Raw genomic sequence first — 15,177 nt, forward strand, 5'->3', positions numbered from 1 at the left:
CAGGACGGCAAGGCGCGGGAGGTGCTGGCCCAGATCGCCAACGCCTACCGGCGGATGGGTCTACTCGAGCGGGCCGAGGGCTACTTCAAGGAGCTGGACACGACTACGGCACCCTGGGGGATCAGGAGCGGCTGGTGGACATCCGCTCCCAGCAGGGGCTGCTCTATGCCGAGATGGGGGAGTACGACAAGGCCCTGCCCCTGATGGTCCAGGCCGAGCAGCTCTACCGCTCCCAGCAGAAGGAGGGGTTGCTGGCCTGGATCCAGATCGAGCTGGCCACCATCCTGCTCAACCAGAACAAGGTGCCGAGGCGGTGAGCAAGCTGGAGCAGGCGGATGCCATCCTGCGCAGTGGCGAGAGCTCCGACAGCGTGACCCTGGGCCACTGGCAACTGGTGATGGGCATGGCGGAAGCGGCCATGGGCAAACCGACCAAGGCGCTCGGCACCTGGCCCAGGCCGAGCCCATCTTCGTCCGGGAGAAGAACCAGCGCTTCCTGGCGCGGGTCTACGAGGTGCGAGCCCGGATCCTGGAGCAGCAGGGACGATCGGGAGCTGGCCAGCCTTAAAAAAGGCCTTCGTGCAGACCCGTCATGCACTGGAGCAGCGGCTGCGGGAGCAGCGGGCTCGTTGCAGATGCGCTTCGAGTTCGATCTGGCGCGCAAGGAGCTGGAGAACCAGGCCCTCAAGACCAAGCAGTTGCTGCAGGAGGCCAAGCTCAAGCAGCTGCAGGAGCGGCGCTACTGGCAATATGCTGGTGGTGGTTCTGTTGCTGCTGGTGATGGGCATGCTGGCGCTGCATCAGTTCAACCGTTCCCGCAAGATGCAGCACCTCGCCATGACGGACGAGCTGACCGGGCTGCACAACCGCCGCCAGATCCAGGCCAAGGGGCGCCTGGTTCAAGCAGGCACGCGAGAGCATGGCAAGACCTTGTCGGTGCTGCTGCTGGACATCGATCACTTCAAGCAGGTCAACGACACCCTCGGCCACCACATGGGGGACAAGGTGCTGGCCGAGGTGGCCAGCTGCGTCGCCGCCCAGCTGCGCTCCCTCGATCGGGTGGGACGCAACGGTGGCGAGGAGTTTCTGGTGCTGCTGCCCGACACCGAGCCTCGACGAGGCGGTCGAGGTGGCGGAGCGGATCCCGCCATCGGGTCGCTCAGCTGCGCATCGACGGGATGCCAGAGGGGCAGCCGGTGCACGTCAGCATCGGCTGTGCCCAGTACAGCCCCCTCGACGAGAGCTTCGGGGAGCTGGTGCCGGGCGTGACGAGGCCATGTACCGGGCCAAGCAGGCGGGCCGCCAGGTGATGCGGGCCTGACCGGGTGGGCGCAGACCCCTGCCCCCTGCAAAGCCGGACTGGGTATTTTTCACCCGCGCGGGTATAATGTCGCGCAATTTTGCTTTGACTCAGGCGAGAAGACCCATGTAACGCAACCCTCCTCCCTCTCTCCACCAGGTTGGTCTGATGCCAGCTGGCGTGGCTTTCGTTGCGTATACATGCCGGCCCTGATGCCAAGGTGCTGTCCCGCATTTATTCCCACGGGGGCCAAGGCCGCCGCTCAATAGAAGAACGTCGAATTATGTCAGCTGAATTTCTGAGTGAAGTCTCCAAGAGACGCACTTTTGCGATCATCTCGCACCCGGATGCGGGTAAAACCACCATCACCGAAAAAGTCCTGCTGTTCGGACAGGCCATACAGCGCGCCGGTACCGTCAAGGGCCGTGGCTCGGGCCAGCACGCCAAATCCGACTGGATGGAGATGGAGAAGCAGCGTGGTATCTCCATCACCACCTCGGTGATGCAGTTCCCTTATGCGGACTGTCTGGTCAACCTGCTCGACACCCCGGGTCACGAGGACTTCTCCGAAGATACCTACCGTACCCTGACCGCGGTCGACTGCTGCCTGATGGTCATCGATGCCGCCAAGGGTGTCGAAGATCGGACCCGCAAGCTGATGGAAGTCACCCGGCTGCGGGACACCCCCATCCTCACCTTCATGAACAAGCTGGACCGCGAAGTGCGCGATCCCATGGAAGTGATGGACGAGGTGGAGCGCGAGCTGAAGATCATGTGCGCCCCCATCACCTGGCCCATCGGCTGCGGCAAGTCCTTCAAGGGGGTCTATCACCTCTACAAGGACGAGACCTATCTGTACCAGACCGGTCAGGGCCACACCATCCAGGAGAAGCGGGTGGTCAAGGGTCTGAACAACCCGGAACTGGACGCCGCCATAGGTGAAGATCTGGCTGCCCAGCTGCGCGGCGAACTGGAGCTGGTGCAGGGCGCCTCTCCCGAGTTCGACCATGAGGCCTTCATCGCCGGCGAGATGACTCCTGTCTTCTTCGGTACCGCCCTTGGCAACTTCGGCGTCGACCACATGCTGGATGGCCTGACCGACTGGGCGCCGTCCCCCATGCCGCGCAAGGCAGAGAGCCGCGAAGTGGTGGCGACCGAGGAGAAGTTCTCCGGCTTCGTGTTCAAGATCCAGGCGAACATGGATCCCAAGCACCGCGACCGTATCGCCTTTATGCGCATAGTGTCAGGGACTTACAGCAAGGGCATGAAGATGCGCCACGTGCGCATCGGCAAGGATGTGAACATCTCCGACGCCGTCACCTTCATGGCCGGTGATCGCGAGCAGGCCGTCGAGGCCTGCGCCGGTGACATCATAGGGCTGCACAACCACGGCACCATCCAGATCGGCGACACCTTCACCCAGGGTGAAGATCTCAAGTTCACCGGCATCCCGAACTTCGCGCCCGAACTGTTCCGCCGCATTCGCCTGCGCGACCCCCTCAAGCAGAAGCAGCTGCTCAAGGGGCTGGTGCAGCTCTCCGAAGAGGGCGCCGTGCAGGTGTTCCGTCCGCTTATCAGCAACGATCTCATCGTCGGTGCCGTCGGTGTGCTGCAGTTCGATGTGGTGGTCTCGCGTCTGAAGAGCGAGTACAACGTCGAGGCCATCTACGAGGCGGTCAACGTCTCCACCGCCCGCTGGGTGGAAGGGACTGACGTCAAGAAGTTCGAGGAGTTCAAGCGCAAGAACGAGGTCAACCTGGCCCTGGATGGCGGTGACAACCTCACCTACATAGCCCCGACCATGGTCAACCTGCGCCTGGCCCAGGAGCGTCACCCGGACGTTCAGTTCCGCCAGACCCGCGAGCACTGATAACTGCGTCTTTGCCTGCTGGCTGAAAGAACAGAGACCCCGCTTCGGCGGGGTCTCTTTTTTGTGTCGTTTAGCCTAATAAGGACATGCGCCGGGGGCTATGGTCCAGCCTATTGCCGGTAGCAAACGACCCTCACCCTGGCCCTCTCCCGGAGGGCGAGGGAACCATCTGATGCCTACCCGAAAGAGAGCGGAATCCTGTTTTTCACCCTTCTCCCCTTGCGGGAGAAGGGCTGGGGATGAGGGGGCGCTCTACTCCAGATCCAACACCATGCAGATCTCGCAGGCGTCGTGGCCGGTGCAACCCAGGGGCCCCGGCAGGTGCTCGAAGCCCAGCGACTCGTAGAGGCTGGTGGCTTCCCGCAGATCGGCCGTGGTTTCCAGATAGCAGCGCAGGTATCCGAGGGTGCGTGCCTCCGCCAGGGCCTGCAGCACCAGCCGCCGCCCCAGCCCAAGGCCGCGCAGGGCGGGCAGGAAGTACATCTTCTGCAGCTCGCAGGTCCCGGCTTCCCCCGCCAGGGGGGCTATGCCGCCGCCGCCGAGAATGGCGCCGTCCGGCCCCTCTATGACCCAATAACGGCTCTGCTCGCCCTGATAGGTCTCATGGAGGAAGTCGAGATTGGGGTCCGCCACCCCGTAGCCCTTGTCGGCGGTGAGGCCGTATTCGGCGGAGACGGCCCGGATCACGGCGGCGATGGCGGCATTGTCCTCAGGTGCTATGGGCCTGATGCGATAGCCCTGCTGGCGGCGGGCGCGGGAGAGGGCGCTGCGATAGAGGCGCATGCCCTCCCAGAGCCGCTCGCGCTCCTCGGGGGCGAGCTGGGCCAGGGTTTCGGCCATGGCCTCATCCATCTGCCGATGCAGATCATGGAGTTGCGCGCATCCTTGCTCGGTGAGGGTCGCCTGCTTGCTGCGCCCGTCCGAGGGGTGGGGCTGCCAGGCGATCAGCTCCCGCTCTGCGAGGCGGGCCAGGGGGCGGCTGGCATTGGACTTGTCGATGCGCAGCCGCTCGGCCAGTTGCTGATTGGTGGCGGGGCCGCTCTCCAGCTCGATGAGCAGGTGTGCCTCCAGGGGGCTGAGGGCCAGGGAGCCGCACTGCTGGGAGAGCATGCCGAGTTCGCGTACCAGTTCCCGTGACAGGGCGCGCAGGGGGCGGGGATCCATCTTGTGAGTGTCCTTCTGGTTGTTACCTGCAACCAATATAGCCAACTGGTTGTTGGTGGCAACCATTTTCAGGGGGCAGAAGGCGGGCACAAAAAAGGGCCCGGGAGAGGGGCCCAAACATTGGAAACCCGCGCCAGGGCGCGGATCCCATCCTTGGTCAGGAACAAGCTGGCCGGGCAACGGCGGCCCGGTCTGTGTATGGCTCGGATCTGGCGGCTTGCACCAGCTTCGACAGCATGGTGCCTGCTACAGAGCTGTCTCAGGGCGCGGGCGGTTTATACCAATTCCGCCAGCATGGCCTCCGAGTAGGGCACCAGGGGCTCGGCGGCCTTGAGCTTGCTCAGATAATCCGGGTTGGCGATGAGGGGGCGACCGATGGCGACGAGGTCAAAGCGATCCGCCTTGATCGCCTCGGCGGCAGTCTCGGCACTGTAGTTGCCGACCCCCACCAGGTGGCCGTCGTAGTGGGCGCGCAGGTAGTCGGAGGCGCGGCCATCCAGGTAATCGAAGGTGAGGCTGTCATCGAAGATGCCGAGGTGCAGATAGGCCAGGGCACGCTTGTTCAGCTCGGCCAGCAGATGGTCGAACACGGCGCGATCCCGCGCATCCCCTTCGAGGTGCACGTAGGCGCCGGGGGAGAGGCGCAGGCCCACCCGCTCGCTGCCGATGCGAGCATTGATGGCGTCCACCACCTCCAGGGCGAAGCGGCTCATGTTCTCCGGGGTCTGGCCGTACTGGTCGGTACGCAGGTTGCTCGAGTGGTGCAGGAACTGGTCGATGAGGTAGCCGTTGGCACCGTGGATCTCCACACCATCAAAGCCCGCCTCTATGGCGTTGGCGGCGGCCTGGGCGTAATCCTCGACCAGCTGGCCAATCTCGGCCACCGTCAGGGCGCGGGGCACCTGATACACCAGCTCGCGCATGCGCGGCACAGTGCCTTCATGGGCGACTGCGGACGGTGCCAGCACCTCGGCATGGTGGAAGAAGGGGTGGGAGAGGCGACCCACGTGCCACAGCTGGGCGAAGATCTTGCCCCCCTTGGCGTGCACGGCCTCGGTGACCTGTTTCCAGCCTGCGATCTGCTCAGGGCTGTAGATACCCGGGGTGTTGGGATAGCCCTGGCCGTCCGGGCGAATGATGGTGGCCTCGGAGATGATGAGGCCTATGTCGGCGCGGCGGCCATAGTAGGCGGCCATCTGCGCGGTCGGCACCAGTCCCGGGCCCGCCATGCAACGGGTGAGGGGGGCCATCATGAAGCGATTCGCGAGGGTGAGGGTGCCGTTGAGGCGGTAAGGTTGAAACAGGGTATCCATGCAGAGCGTCCTCGGGGGTGATTCTTGAATGGGCATTCAAGACGTTTTTTGGTTTGTACGCAAGTCTTTTTTGAACAAGCATTCAACATGGATTGGTCTTGCCTGCCTGCTGGGGTAAACTTGCCGCCCTGTTCCCCGGTACGCCGGGTCCTTGCCAGCGGAGATCCCATGCGCAGTGCCGAATTTGATCGGGACCTTGTCCTGCGAAGCGCCATGGAGGCGTTTCGTGCCAGAGGCTATGCCAAGACCACTATGCAGGATCTGGTGGCGGCGACCGGGCTGCACCCGGGCAGTCTTTATGCCGCCTTTGGCAACAAGCGGGGGCTGCTGCTGGCGACGGTCGATCACTATGTGCAGGAGAAGGGCGCCCAGCGCCGTCGCTGCTTCGATCAGCCGAGCCCGCTGGCCGGGCTGAAGGCTTTCTTCACCCAGCTGGTGGACGATGCCCTGCAGGGCTCCTGCCTGCTAACCCGTACCCTGATGGAGCTGGCGGAGCAGGACGAAGAGCTGCACCTGCGCTTCAAGGTCATCTATGGCGAGCTGGAAAAGCGACCTGGCGCAGTTGCTGCGTCAGGCCAGCGAGCGGGGGGAGCTGGCCCCCGGGGGGGACATCCCCACCCTGACCGCCTTCTTGCAGGTCAACATCCAGGGGCTGGTGACCTTCGCCCAGTGCCATCCCGACCGCGCCCTGCTGGGCGCAGTCGTCGATCAGCTGATGGCGGCCCTGACCCCCAGGCGCTGAATCCGGTCTGGCCCCTGACCCTATATTTGTCCCCGTTGCTTGCCCCTGCCTGCCCCCTCTTCCATCTTGATGGTGAGGATATCGGCAGGAGGAAAGGGAATGACCAGAAAGGCAACGTCTCGGGCGATATTGGCGCACTTCACCACGCCACGGCTCTCCATCGCGCAGCGGTTCGCCGCCGGCAAGGCCCTGCGGGAACAGTTTCCTCGCGAAGCTCACTCCTGGCTGCCGCCCGCACCCTATGACAGGGATCCCATCGCCGTGCTCAAGGCCCAGGCCGCCACTCGCTTGAAGCAGCTGGTGCCGGTGCGCCATGCCAGGATGCAGGAGTCCCCCTTCGCCTTCCTGCGCGGTGCGGCCGCCATCATGGCGGGAGATCTCGTCGCCACTCCCCACTCCGGCCTCATGGTCCAGGCCTGTGGCGACATGCATGTCGCCAATATCGGCCTCTATGCGAGCGCCGAGCGCAACCTGGTGCTGGCCATCAACGACTTCGATGAGACCCATCTCGGCCCCTGGGAGTGGGATCTCAAGCGCCTGGCCGCCAGCGCCCTGGTGGCGGCCGAGTACCTGGGGGCCGATGCCGCCCGCCAGCGGGAGGCGGCCAGGATGATAGCGACCGGCTACCGCACCAAGCTGCGGGAATACGGCAAGATGGGCTTTATGAGGGTCTGGTACGATCACATCGAACAGGCCTCGGTGCTCGATGCCTTCTCCGTCGATGCCCATAGAAGGGTCAAGGCCACCTTCGCCAAGGCCCGGGGCCGCAACCACCTGCAGGTGCTCGGCAAGATGACGGATCTGGTGGACGATCAGCACAGGATCCGCGAGCTCCACCCCTTCGTCATCCGCGAGACTCATACCGAGGACGGGGAGGCCGTCTATGAGGTGCTCGGCGAGTTGCTGGAGGCCTATCTCGCCTCCCTGCCTGAGGACAGGCGCATACTGCTGCGCCGCTACAGGGTCGTGGATGTGGCGCGCAAGGTGGTGGGGGTGGGCAGCGTGGGTACCCGCTGCTGGGTGATCCTGCTGACCGGCGCCGACGATGACGATCCCCTCTTCTTGCAGGTCAAGGAGGCGCAACCCTCGGTGCTGGCCCCCTATTTCACCTCGGAAGACGACAGCGGCAACCAGGGGCGGCGGGTGGTGCGGGGGCAGCGGATGATCCAGGGATCGCCGGATATCTTCCTCGGCTGGTGCGATCTCAGGGGCCGTCACTTCTACGTGCGCCAGCTGCGGGACATGAAGGGGGGCATCGACATCACCCCTGGCATGGTCAAGCCCCGCCACTTCGTCGAGTATTGCCAGCTGTGCGGCTGGGCCCTGGCGCTGGCCCATGCCAAGTCCGGGGATGCGGCCCAGATCGCCGGCTACCTCGGCAAGTCGGAGGTGATGGATGAGGCCATCGCCGACTTCGCCGTGGCCTATGGCCAGCGCACCCGGGAAGATCACACCCTGCTGCTGGCCGCCATCGCCCGCGGGGAGCTGCCGGTCGCCTCAGAGGCCCGTTGAGCGCTTTCCCTCACCCTGACCCTCTCCCGGAGGGAGAGGGAACCGATCGAGGATTTGTTGGGCGTTGTGGGTTGGTCATGCAGGTTGAGCCAAGATTTTTCCACAGTCCAGGTATCCACTCCCTTCTCCCACTCCCTTGCAAAAGAATGGGAGAAGGGTTGGGGATGAGGGGCCCGTCACTGCAATGACAGCCTGATAAACGCCAGCACCTCATCCATCTGGCCCAGCACCTCGTTATTCCACACCCGGATCACCCGAAACCCTTCGCCATTGAGATAGGCCGTTCTGGCCTCATCCTGTTGTTGACCTTCCGGTTGATTATGTTGCGAGCCGTCGACCTCGATCACCAGCCGCTGTTCCAGGCAGACGAAATCCACTGTGTAGGGCCCAATAGGGAACTGGCGGCGGAACTTGAGCCCCTCAAATCGGCGATTGCGCAGCTGGAACCAGAGCTTCTGTTCTGCCAGGGTCGCCTCGGTACGTAGGTGTTTGGCGAAAGGATGGGCTTTCATCACATACCTGCGGTGCTGTTTGAACCTAATAGGTATAGCCATCCGCCAGTCCGCTCACCCGCAGGGCATAGCGGCCCTCACCCTAGCCCTCTCCCGGAGGGAGAGGGCATTGATCGAGGAGCTGGTGGAGGTGAGGCTAGCAAAGGAGTCCACCTGTTGGTTGCCACTATTTATCCACAGGCACTGATCTGCTCCCTTCTCCCTTGCGGGAGAAGGGCTGGGGATGAGGGGGGAGCTGCCAGACGCAGCGGGCTTACACCGGGCTCACCAGCTCCTTCATCAACGCCTTCAACCAGATCAAGGCCGGCTGCTGGGCGTGCACCGGGTGCCAGACGCAGTTGAGGTGGTAATCCGGCACGTCTGCCGGCAGGGGCAGGCTTTTCAGCGGCCAGTGGTTGGCGAGCAGCTCGGCCACCATGCTGGGCAGCACCAAGAGGTGATCGCTCTGGCTGACGATGGCGGCGGCGGACATATAGCTCTGGCTGTTGACCGAGATGGTGCGGCTATGGCCCAGGCTCTTCAGGTAGCTGTCCAGGCTCGCCTCCGAGGTGCCCAGCGGCGAGTGGAATACGTGGGGCATGTCAATCAGCTGCGCTAGGGTGATGCGCTCCTCCTCCAGCTCCAGGGTGGCGCGCACCAGCCCGGCCAGGGGCTCGGTGAGCCAGGTCTCCTTGCCGAGATAGCCCGGCACCTGCATGTACTCGTCAAACCCCAGCACCAGATCGATCTCGCCGCTCGCCAGCTCCGCCTCCGGCAGGGTGTCGCGCAGTATGCGGATCTCTATGGTGACCCCGGGGGCCAGCTTCCTGAGGCGCTGGATGAGGGGCGGGATCAGCACGCACTCCACGTAATCTGTGGTGCAGAGCACGAAGCGGCGCTTCGACTGGCGCGGCTCGAACAGCTCCTCTTCGGAGAGCTGCTGCTCCAGCAGCCGCAGCACCTGCTGCACCCCCAGATGCAACCGCTGGGCCCGGGGGGTCGGCAGCATCCCCTGGGGCGTGCGCACCAGCAGCGGATCGTCAAAGAAGGCCCGCAGGCGATTCAGCGCGTGGCTCATGGCGGGCTGGCTGATAAAGAGCGATTCGGCGGCGCGGGTCACGCTGCCTTGCGTCATCAGGGCGTCAAGGGCGAGCAGCAGATTGAGGTCGAGCTGGTGCAGTTTCATGGGGGGATTATTCGCCGTGTTTATGGGACAATCCATCCTATTCATTTGATGGATGGGCACGCAACTTCTTACACTGCGACCCACTCTTATTTTTCCAGGGTTCCCAGGTCAATGTGGGGGCCTCAATCCATGCAAGGAGCCTTGCGATGAGCATCAAGACCATCAACTCCATTCCGGCCGCCGACGGCTTCACCATGCCCGCCGAGTGGGCGCACCAGCAGGCCGTCTGGATGATCTGGCCGTTCCGCCCGGACAACTGGCGGGAGGCCGGTCGCTTCGCGCAGGCCACCTTCGCCAAGGTGGCGGATGCCATAGGTCAGGCCACCCCTGTCTTTATGGGGGTCCCCGCCCAGTTCATGGAGCAGGCCCGTGCCATCATGCCCGCCCACGTCACCCTGGTGGAGATGAACAGCGATGACTGCTGGGCTCGCGATACAGGCCCGACCGTGGTCACCAACGCTGCCGGCGAGTGCCGTGGGGTGGATTGGGGTTTCAACGCCTGGGGCGGCCACAAGGGCGGTCTCTACTACCCCTGGAATCAGGATGAGGAAGTGGCAGCCCGGATGCTGGAGCAGCACGGCATGGATCGCTACGACGCGCCGCTCATTCTGGAAGGGGGCTCCATCCACGTGGACGGCGAAGGCACCTGCATGACCACGGCCGAGTGCCTGCTCAACGAGAACCGCAACCCGCACCTGAGCAAGGAGCAGATCGAAGCTTACTTACGCGACTATCTGGGGGTGAAGAGCTTTATCTGGCTGGATGAAGGCGTCTATATGGATGAGACCGACGGCCACATCGACAACATCTGCTGCTTCGTGCGCCCGGGTGAAGTGGCCCTGCACTGGACCGATGACGAGACAGATCCGCAATACGAGCGCTCTCTGGCCGCCCTCAAGGTGCTGGAAGCGGCGGTGGATGCCAAGGGGCGCAAGCTGAAAGTGTGGAAGCTGCCCCAGCCGGGCCCGCTCTACTCGACCTTCGAAGAATCTGCCGGTGTCGAGAGCGGCAGCGGTGTGCCGCGCGAGGCCGAAGGTCGTCTGGCCGGTTCCTATGTGAACTTCCTCATCACCAACGGCAGCATCGTCTACCCGCTGCTGGATGCCGCCACCGATGGCGAAGCCCAGCGCATTCTGGAAGAGATCTTCCCCGAGCATAAAGTGGTCGGCGTGCCGGCCCGGGAAATCCTGCTGGGGGGTGGCAATATTCACTGCATTACTCAGCAGATCCCGTCCGGCAAATAAGAACGGTTCCAGTTGGTATTCAAAACCCCACGCAGTGGGGTTTTATCTCTTGATAATGTGATGGTCGCAGGCGCCGATGCGGCGATCATCATGACAAACAGTCACCCTTTTACAGGAGATCAAAATGATCCCCAAAATGGTAGATGTCACCGAGGTTTCCATTGCCGAGCTGCGTGCCGCGCTCGAATCGGGCCGCACCACAGCGGTCGAACTGGTCAAGGCCTATCTGGCCCGTATCGAGGCTTACAATGGCCCTGAGACACAAACCCGCCTCAACGCCGTGGTGGTGCCCAACCCCGATGCGCTGAAAGAGGCGCAAGCGTCCGATGCCCGCCGTGCCCGTGGCGAAACCCTGGGGCCGCTCGACGGCATCCCCTACACCGCCAAGGACAGCTATCTGGTCAAGGGGCTGACCGCCGCCTCCGGCAGCCCGGCCTTCAAGGATCTGGTGGCCCAGCGCGATGCCTTTACCGTGGAGCGGCTGCGCGCCGCCGGTGCCATCTGCCTTGGCAAGACCAATATGCCCCCTATGGCCAATGGCGGCATGCAGCGCGGCGTCTATGGCCGTGCCGAGAGCCCCTACAACGCCGACTACCTGACCGCGCCCTTTGCCTCCGGCTCCTCCAACGGGGCCGGTACCGCCACCGCCGCCAGTTTCGCCGCCTTCGGTCTGGCGGAAGAGACCTGGTCGAGCGGCCGTGGCCCTGCGTCCAACAACGGCCTCTGTGCCTATACCCCGTCCCGTGGCGTGATTTCGGTGCGCGGCAACTGGCCCCTGACCCCGACCATGGACGTGGTGGTGCCCTACGCCCGCACCATGGCCGATCTGCTGGAAGTGCTGGATGTGGTCGTCGCCGACGATGCCGACACTCGTGGCGATCTCTGGCGCATGCAGCCCTGGGTGCAACTGCCCAAGGCCTCCGAGGTGCGTCCAGCCTCCTACCTTGAGCTGGCCGCCAAGCCCGATGCCCTCAAGGGCAAGCGCCTCGGGGTGCCGCGCATGTTTATCAACAAGGATGAACTGGCGGGCACCAGCGACAACCCCGGTATCGGCGGCCCGACCGGCCAGCGCATCCATACCCGCCCCTCGGTGATTGCCCTCTGGGAAGATGCCCGTCAGGCGCTGGAAGCCGCTGGCGCCGAGGTCATCGAAGTGGACTTCCCCCTGGTCTCCAACTGCGAAGGGGACAGACCCGGCGCGCCGACCGTGTTCAACCGCGGCATCGTGAGCCCCGAGTTTCTCAACGACGAGCTGTGGGAGCTCTCCGGCTGGGCGTTCGACGACTTCCTGCGTGCCAACGGCGATCCCAAGTTGAACAAACTTGAAGACGTCGATGGGCCCCAGATCTTCCCCCACGATCCGGGCACCCTGCCGAACCGCGAAGGAGATCTGGCGGCGGGCATGGACGAGTACGTCAATATGGCCAAGCGTGGTCTGAAATCCTGGGACGAGATCGCCTCGGTGCCGGACGGCCTACGCGGCCTGGAGCAGACCCGCAAGCTGGATCTGGAAGACTGGATGGACGGGCTCAAGCTCGACGCCGTGCTCTTCCCGACCGTGGCCGACGTGGGCCCGGCCGATGCGGACGTGAATCCGGCCTCCGCCGACATCGCCTGGAGCAATGGCATCTGGGTCGCCAACGGCAACCTCGCCATCCGCCATCTCGGCGTGCCGACCGTCACCGTCCCCATGGGGGTCATGGCCGATATCGGTATGCCGGTGGGCCTGACCTTCGCCGGTCGCGCCTATGACGACAATAACCTGCTGCGCGTCGCCTCGGCCTTCGAGTCTACCGGCAGCAAGCGCCGGGTGCCGCCGCGGACGCCGCCGTTGGGGTGATACGTGCCAAGTGGTGAATACACAGGGTGCGCCCTGTTAAGAAGCGATCAAAACCACCTGCCATACGGGTGGTTTTTTTACTTCTCGTGCTAAATAACTGATCCTAATAGTGCTACATCTTGCCGGAAGCCTTGTGGCGTAAGAAATTTGTGCAATCTGACGGCAACGCCTGAGGTGACAAGGCTCAGCGACGATGTGTGCTCCATGTCACCTGTAGAAGCGGTACGAGTGCAGTGATCTACTATTCGGAACAGCTATGTAGGGGGCTCCAGAATTAAAAGGCGTTGGGCTCTTTATGAGGCACTCGGTTTATTGAACAGGCAGTGCCATCATGATACCTGCCCACGATACTCGGGGCGAAATAAAAAGCGATTACTGTTGGCTGGTGGTAATATTCACTGCGTTACCCTGCAGCCCCCTTGCTTTTAAATTGTTTAAAATAAGCTGACTATTTATGAGATTGGAATTTTATCTAAATAAATGCACTATACTGTTATTACATTTAAAAATAGATATTTGTCACTTGTAATCTTGTAGGTTTTTTACTAATTTAGTTCGTTCCTTTAATATCTCGAAATGTATTGGTTTCGCCGCTGGATCAGAAAGATCAAATACACCAACCTTTAGGTTTATGTTTTTCACTCCATCCATCAAAGATGTTCGTATTAATTCCTTGTCGTTTTTATCATTGATTTTATCCATTAATGAAAGAATATCCTCATGTAAATCAAGAATCATTTGGTAGATGAGTGAAGGATCGTTATCTTTATGATTTTTTGTTTTATCACTGATGCTGTTTATCTTTTTGTTTATGTTGTGAAGTGAGCCTATCACCCCTTTTCTTGCTTCAATTCTTATAATTTCATGCTTATGTTTTGATTTTGTTTGAAACAATATCTCTGAGTTTACAAGCTCACTGATTTTTGCTACATCAGTAACTATAGCTCTGATCCCATTACTGTATTCAGGGTAATTTGTTATTCCATGGCCTAAAGCAAGCAAGAATACGCCAATATGACCATAAGCTGTTATCTTAGCTTTAATTGAGCCATCTTCAAAAACGACTTCAATATCAATGTTGTCATAAAGAAAAAATTTCATTCTTTCTTTTGCATGTGTTGTTATTATCTCTTTTATTTTTTCTATTTCTTCTTGTTTGACTTTACCACTAATAGAAGCAAGCCATTCTGGCTCCACATGAACATAAGATTGGCTAAGGATATTGCTATTTATATAGTCAGCCATATTAGTCCTTTAAATACTCGGCGGTGATTTATATTGAATCATTTATTAGCATACTCTTTCAAATGCCTTATCTGAAGCTGTTTAACTTCAAGGTGTGATGTGCCGCAATACGATTGTGGCTATTTAGGTTTGTTGGTTCGAATAGCTAGGCGTATTTGGACGATCGCGAAGGGGAGCCGCCTATAGGCCATTGGAATCCAGGGGGTTGCCAGCCTTGGCATGACTCGGTGCGCGGCGGTATGCAGATGCGCTAATCGACCCACTTGATGGGACTTATTGCTACCTCCCCCTCATCCCCGACCCTTCTCCCGCGAGGGGAGAAGGGAGCAAATATGCGCCTCTAATTTGGTCTGGCAACCGGGCTTGGAATTGGCAGGGGTCATCCCCTCTCCCTCGGGAGAGGGTTAGGGTGAGGGGTCGCTATCTGTGTTGTAGGTTCGAATAGCGAAGCGTATTCGGACAATCGCGAACAGGTAGTGGCCGAGAAGCTGAAGGAGCCCAGAGTTTCCTGTCTGTCTTGCCATGACTCGGTGCGCGGCGGTATGCGGACGATTACGCTGCGCTAATCGTCCCTACGTGGTTTGGGCATTGCCTTCTATATCGCTCTCGTATGTTGGGCTTCACAGGCTCGACACCAGCCTATTGCGCTGGCCGGTTGGCGCTGAGGGTAGCGAATCCCGGCATTGACCGGGTATTGGCATTTACCTTCCCTCACCCCAGCCCTTCCCTCGTGCATCACAACGAGCGGGAGGGGTGAATGGCTTTCGCTGATTAGTCCGAATCATACTGCGCATCAAGCCAGGCGATGGCCTCCTGATGGCTGTTGAACCCCTGAATGTGGCCGGGATGGATGGGGGACATGCAGGAGAGGGCGATGTTATGGATCACCTGGGCCGAATAGAGGGAGGCGATGGCCACCAGGTTCTTCTGGGCAAGCCACGAATATATATCCTGCAGATGGTGCAGCGCGGACTGCACCACCCCCTGGTGCTGGCGATGGTCCACCAGGGCGCAGAAGCGCTTCCCGTCGAGGCTGTCCACCACGCGTTTTATCTCCGCAACCCACGCCAGCATACCCTCTTCATTGAAAGGGCCGATCAGCTCACAGGTCACCAGGTGATCCTGCACATTGAAGATGAAATCACCGTGTTTTTTCTCAAAGGACATACAACATCCGAATCCATGACCAGAGGGCCGCGAGATGATGCTTATTCATTCCGTATGCATCAATACCCAAGTGAGGGTCGCTGCCCTTGTTCGAGGTTTTATGG

Annotated in this window: 12 protein-coding genes and 1 pseudogene; 7 read left to right on the top strand and 6 right to left on the bottom strand. The window is 61.1% G+C overall.

Annotated features, from left to right (window positions below; all coding sequences use genetic code 11):
* Nucleotides 1-134: 134 nt before the first annotated feature.
* The 3 genes from ACF2JD_RS16935 (at nucleotide 135) to prfC (ending at nucleotide 3,169) form a co-directional block, all read left to right on the top strand.
* The gene (locus tag ACF2JD_RS16935; protein WP_440987827.1) at nucleotides 135-317 is read left to right on the top strand and encodes a hypothetical protein; all 183 of its coding nucleotides are present in this window, start codon (nucleotides 135-137) and stop codon (nucleotides 315-317) included.
* A gap of 432 nt (nucleotides 318-749) precedes the next feature.
* The gene (locus tag ACF2JD_RS16940) at nucleotides 750-1,268 is read left to right on the top strand and encodes a diguanylate cyclase (protein ID WP_440987828.1); all 519 of its coding nucleotides are present in this window, start codon (nucleotides 750-752) and stop codon (nucleotides 1,266-1,268) included.
* Nucleotides 1,269-1,579: 311 nt separating this feature from the next.
* Nucleotides 1,580-3,169 carry a peptide chain release factor 3 gene (prfC, locus tag ACF2JD_RS16945; protein ID WP_106887777.1) on the top strand — a complete coding sequence of 530 codons (1,590 nt, stop codon included), beginning with the start codon at nucleotides 1,580-1,582 and terminating at the stop codon, nucleotides 3,167-3,169.
* 252 nt (nucleotides 3,170-3,421) lie between these two features.
* On the opposite strand, the gene ACF2JD_RS16950 is transcribed toward prfC, so the two are convergent.
* A complete protein-coding gene (locus tag ACF2JD_RS16950; RefSeq protein ID WP_408847852.1) occupies nucleotides 3,422-4,333 on the bottom strand; it encodes a GNAT family N-acetyltransferase in 912 nt (303 codons plus the stop codon).
* Between the two features lie 275 nt (nucleotides 4,334-4,608).
* On the bottom strand, nucleotides 4,609-5,646 hold the full coding sequence (locus ACF2JD_RS16955) for an alkene reductase (RefSeq protein ID WP_289981024.1): 1,038 nt from the start codon (nucleotides 5,644-5,646) through the stop codon (nucleotides 4,609-4,611).
* A gap of 168 nt (nucleotides 5,647-5,814) precedes the next feature.
* Here ACF2JD_RS16955 and ACF2JD_RS16960 point away from each other — a divergent pair.
* Together ACF2JD_RS16960 and ACF2JD_RS16965 are read left to right on the top strand one after the other, a co-directional pair.
* Nucleotides 5,815-6,388, top strand: a pseudogene (locus tag ACF2JD_RS16960) (TetR/AcrR family transcriptional regulator).
* Between the two features lie 99 nt (nucleotides 6,389-6,487).
* Nucleotides 6,488-7,900 carry a DUF2252 domain-containing protein gene (locus tag ACF2JD_RS16965; RefSeq protein WP_168236480.1) on the top strand — a complete coding sequence of 471 codons (1,413 nt, stop codon included), beginning with the start codon at nucleotides 6,488-6,490 and terminating at the stop codon, nucleotides 7,898-7,900.
* A 176-nt stretch (nucleotides 7,901-8,076) separates the two neighbouring features.
* On the opposite strand, the gene ACF2JD_RS16970 is transcribed toward ACF2JD_RS16965, so the two are convergent.
* Both ACF2JD_RS16970 and ACF2JD_RS16975 read right to left on the bottom strand, forming a co-directional pair.
* A complete protein-coding gene (locus ACF2JD_RS16970; protein WP_440987829.1) occupies nucleotides 8,077-8,412 on the bottom strand; it encodes a DUF559 domain-containing protein in 336 nt (111 codons plus the stop codon).
* Nucleotides 8,413-8,665: 253 nt separating this feature from the next.
* The gene (locus ACF2JD_RS16975; protein ID WP_440987830.1) at nucleotides 8,666-9,577 is read right to left on the bottom strand and encodes a LysR substrate-binding domain-containing protein; all 912 of its coding nucleotides are present in this window, start codon (nucleotides 9,575-9,577) and stop codon (nucleotides 8,666-8,668) included.
* A 146-nt stretch (nucleotides 9,578-9,723) separates the two neighbouring features.
* On the opposite strand from ACF2JD_RS16975, the gene aguA reads away from it, so the two are divergent.
* Both aguA and ACF2JD_RS16985 read left to right on the top strand, forming a co-directional pair.
* Nucleotides 9,724-10,821: an agmatine deiminase gene (gene aguA / locus ACF2JD_RS16980; RefSeq protein ID WP_440987831.1), complete on the top strand. Its 1,098-nt coding sequence runs from the start codon at nucleotides 9,724-9,726 to the stop codon at nucleotides 10,819-10,821.
* A gap of 136 nt (nucleotides 10,822-10,957) precedes the next feature.
* Nucleotides 10,958-12,661 (top strand): amidase, encoded by a 1,704-nt coding sequence (locus ACF2JD_RS16985; protein WP_440987848.1) that lies wholly within the window; start codon nucleotides 10,958-10,960, stop codon nucleotides 12,659-12,661.
* A gap of 519 nt (nucleotides 12,662-13,180) precedes the next feature.
* Here ACF2JD_RS16985 and ACF2JD_RS16990 read toward each other — a convergent pair.
* Together ACF2JD_RS16990 and ACF2JD_RS16995 are read right to left on the bottom strand one after the other, a co-directional pair.
* Nucleotides 13,181-13,906, bottom strand: a complete 726-nt coding sequence (locus ACF2JD_RS16990; protein WP_440987832.1) for a hypothetical protein — start codon at nucleotides 13,904-13,906, stop codon at nucleotides 13,181-13,183.
* A 771-nt stretch (nucleotides 13,907-14,677) separates the two neighbouring features.
* A complete protein-coding gene (locus tag ACF2JD_RS16995) occupies nucleotides 14,678-15,073 on the bottom strand; it encodes a hypothetical protein (protein WP_440987833.1) in 396 nt (131 codons plus the stop codon).
* Between the last annotated feature and the right edge of the window lie 104 nt (nucleotides 15,074-15,177).

Origin of the sequence: Aeromonas ichthyocola (assembly GCF_046087985.1) — a bacterium.
Taxonomy (GTDB): domain Bacteria; phylum Pseudomonadota; class Gammaproteobacteria; order Enterobacterales; family Aeromonadaceae; genus Aeromonas; species Aeromonas rivipollensis.

Excerpts from the sequence above, each read along its gene's own strand:
- ACF2JD_RS16940 (WP_440987828.1), top strand. The coding sequence starts at position 750 with ATGCTGGTGGTGGTTCTGTTGCTGCTGGTGATGGGCATGCTGGCGCTG.
- ACF2JD_RS16950 (WP_408847852.1), bottom strand. The coding sequence starts at position 4,333 with ATGGATCCCCGCCCCCTGCGCGCCCTGTCACGGGAACTGGTACGCGAA.
- ACF2JD_RS16955 (WP_289981024.1), bottom strand. The coding sequence starts at position 5,646 with ATGGATACCCTGTTTCAACCTTACCGCCTCAACGGCACCCTCACCCTC.
- ACF2JD_RS16965 (WP_168236480.1), top strand. The coding sequence starts at position 6,488 with ATGACCAGAAAGGCAACGTCTCGGGCGATATTGGCGCACTTCACCACG.
- ACF2JD_RS16970 (WP_440987829.1), bottom strand. The coding sequence starts at position 8,412 with ATGAAAGCCCATCCTTTCGCCAAACACCTACGTACCGAGGCGACCCTG.
- ACF2JD_RS16975 (WP_440987830.1), bottom strand. The coding sequence starts at position 9,577 with ATGAAACTGCACCAGCTCGACCTCAATCTGCTGCTCGCCCTTGACGCC.
- aguA (WP_440987831.1), top strand. The coding sequence starts at position 9,724 with ATGAGCATCAAGACCATCAACTCCATTCCGGCCGCCGACGGCTTCACC.
- ACF2JD_RS16985 (WP_440987848.1), top strand. The coding sequence starts at position 10,958 with ATGGTAGATGTCACCGAGGTTTCCATTGCCGAGCTGCGTGCCGCGCTC.
- ACF2JD_RS16990 (WP_440987832.1), bottom strand. The coding sequence starts at position 13,906 with ATGGCTGACTATATAAATAGCAATATCCTTAGCCAATCTTATGTTCAT.
- ACF2JD_RS16995 (WP_440987833.1), bottom strand. The coding sequence starts at position 15,073 with ATGTCCTTTGAGAAAAAACACGGTGATTTCATCTTCAATGTGCAGGAT.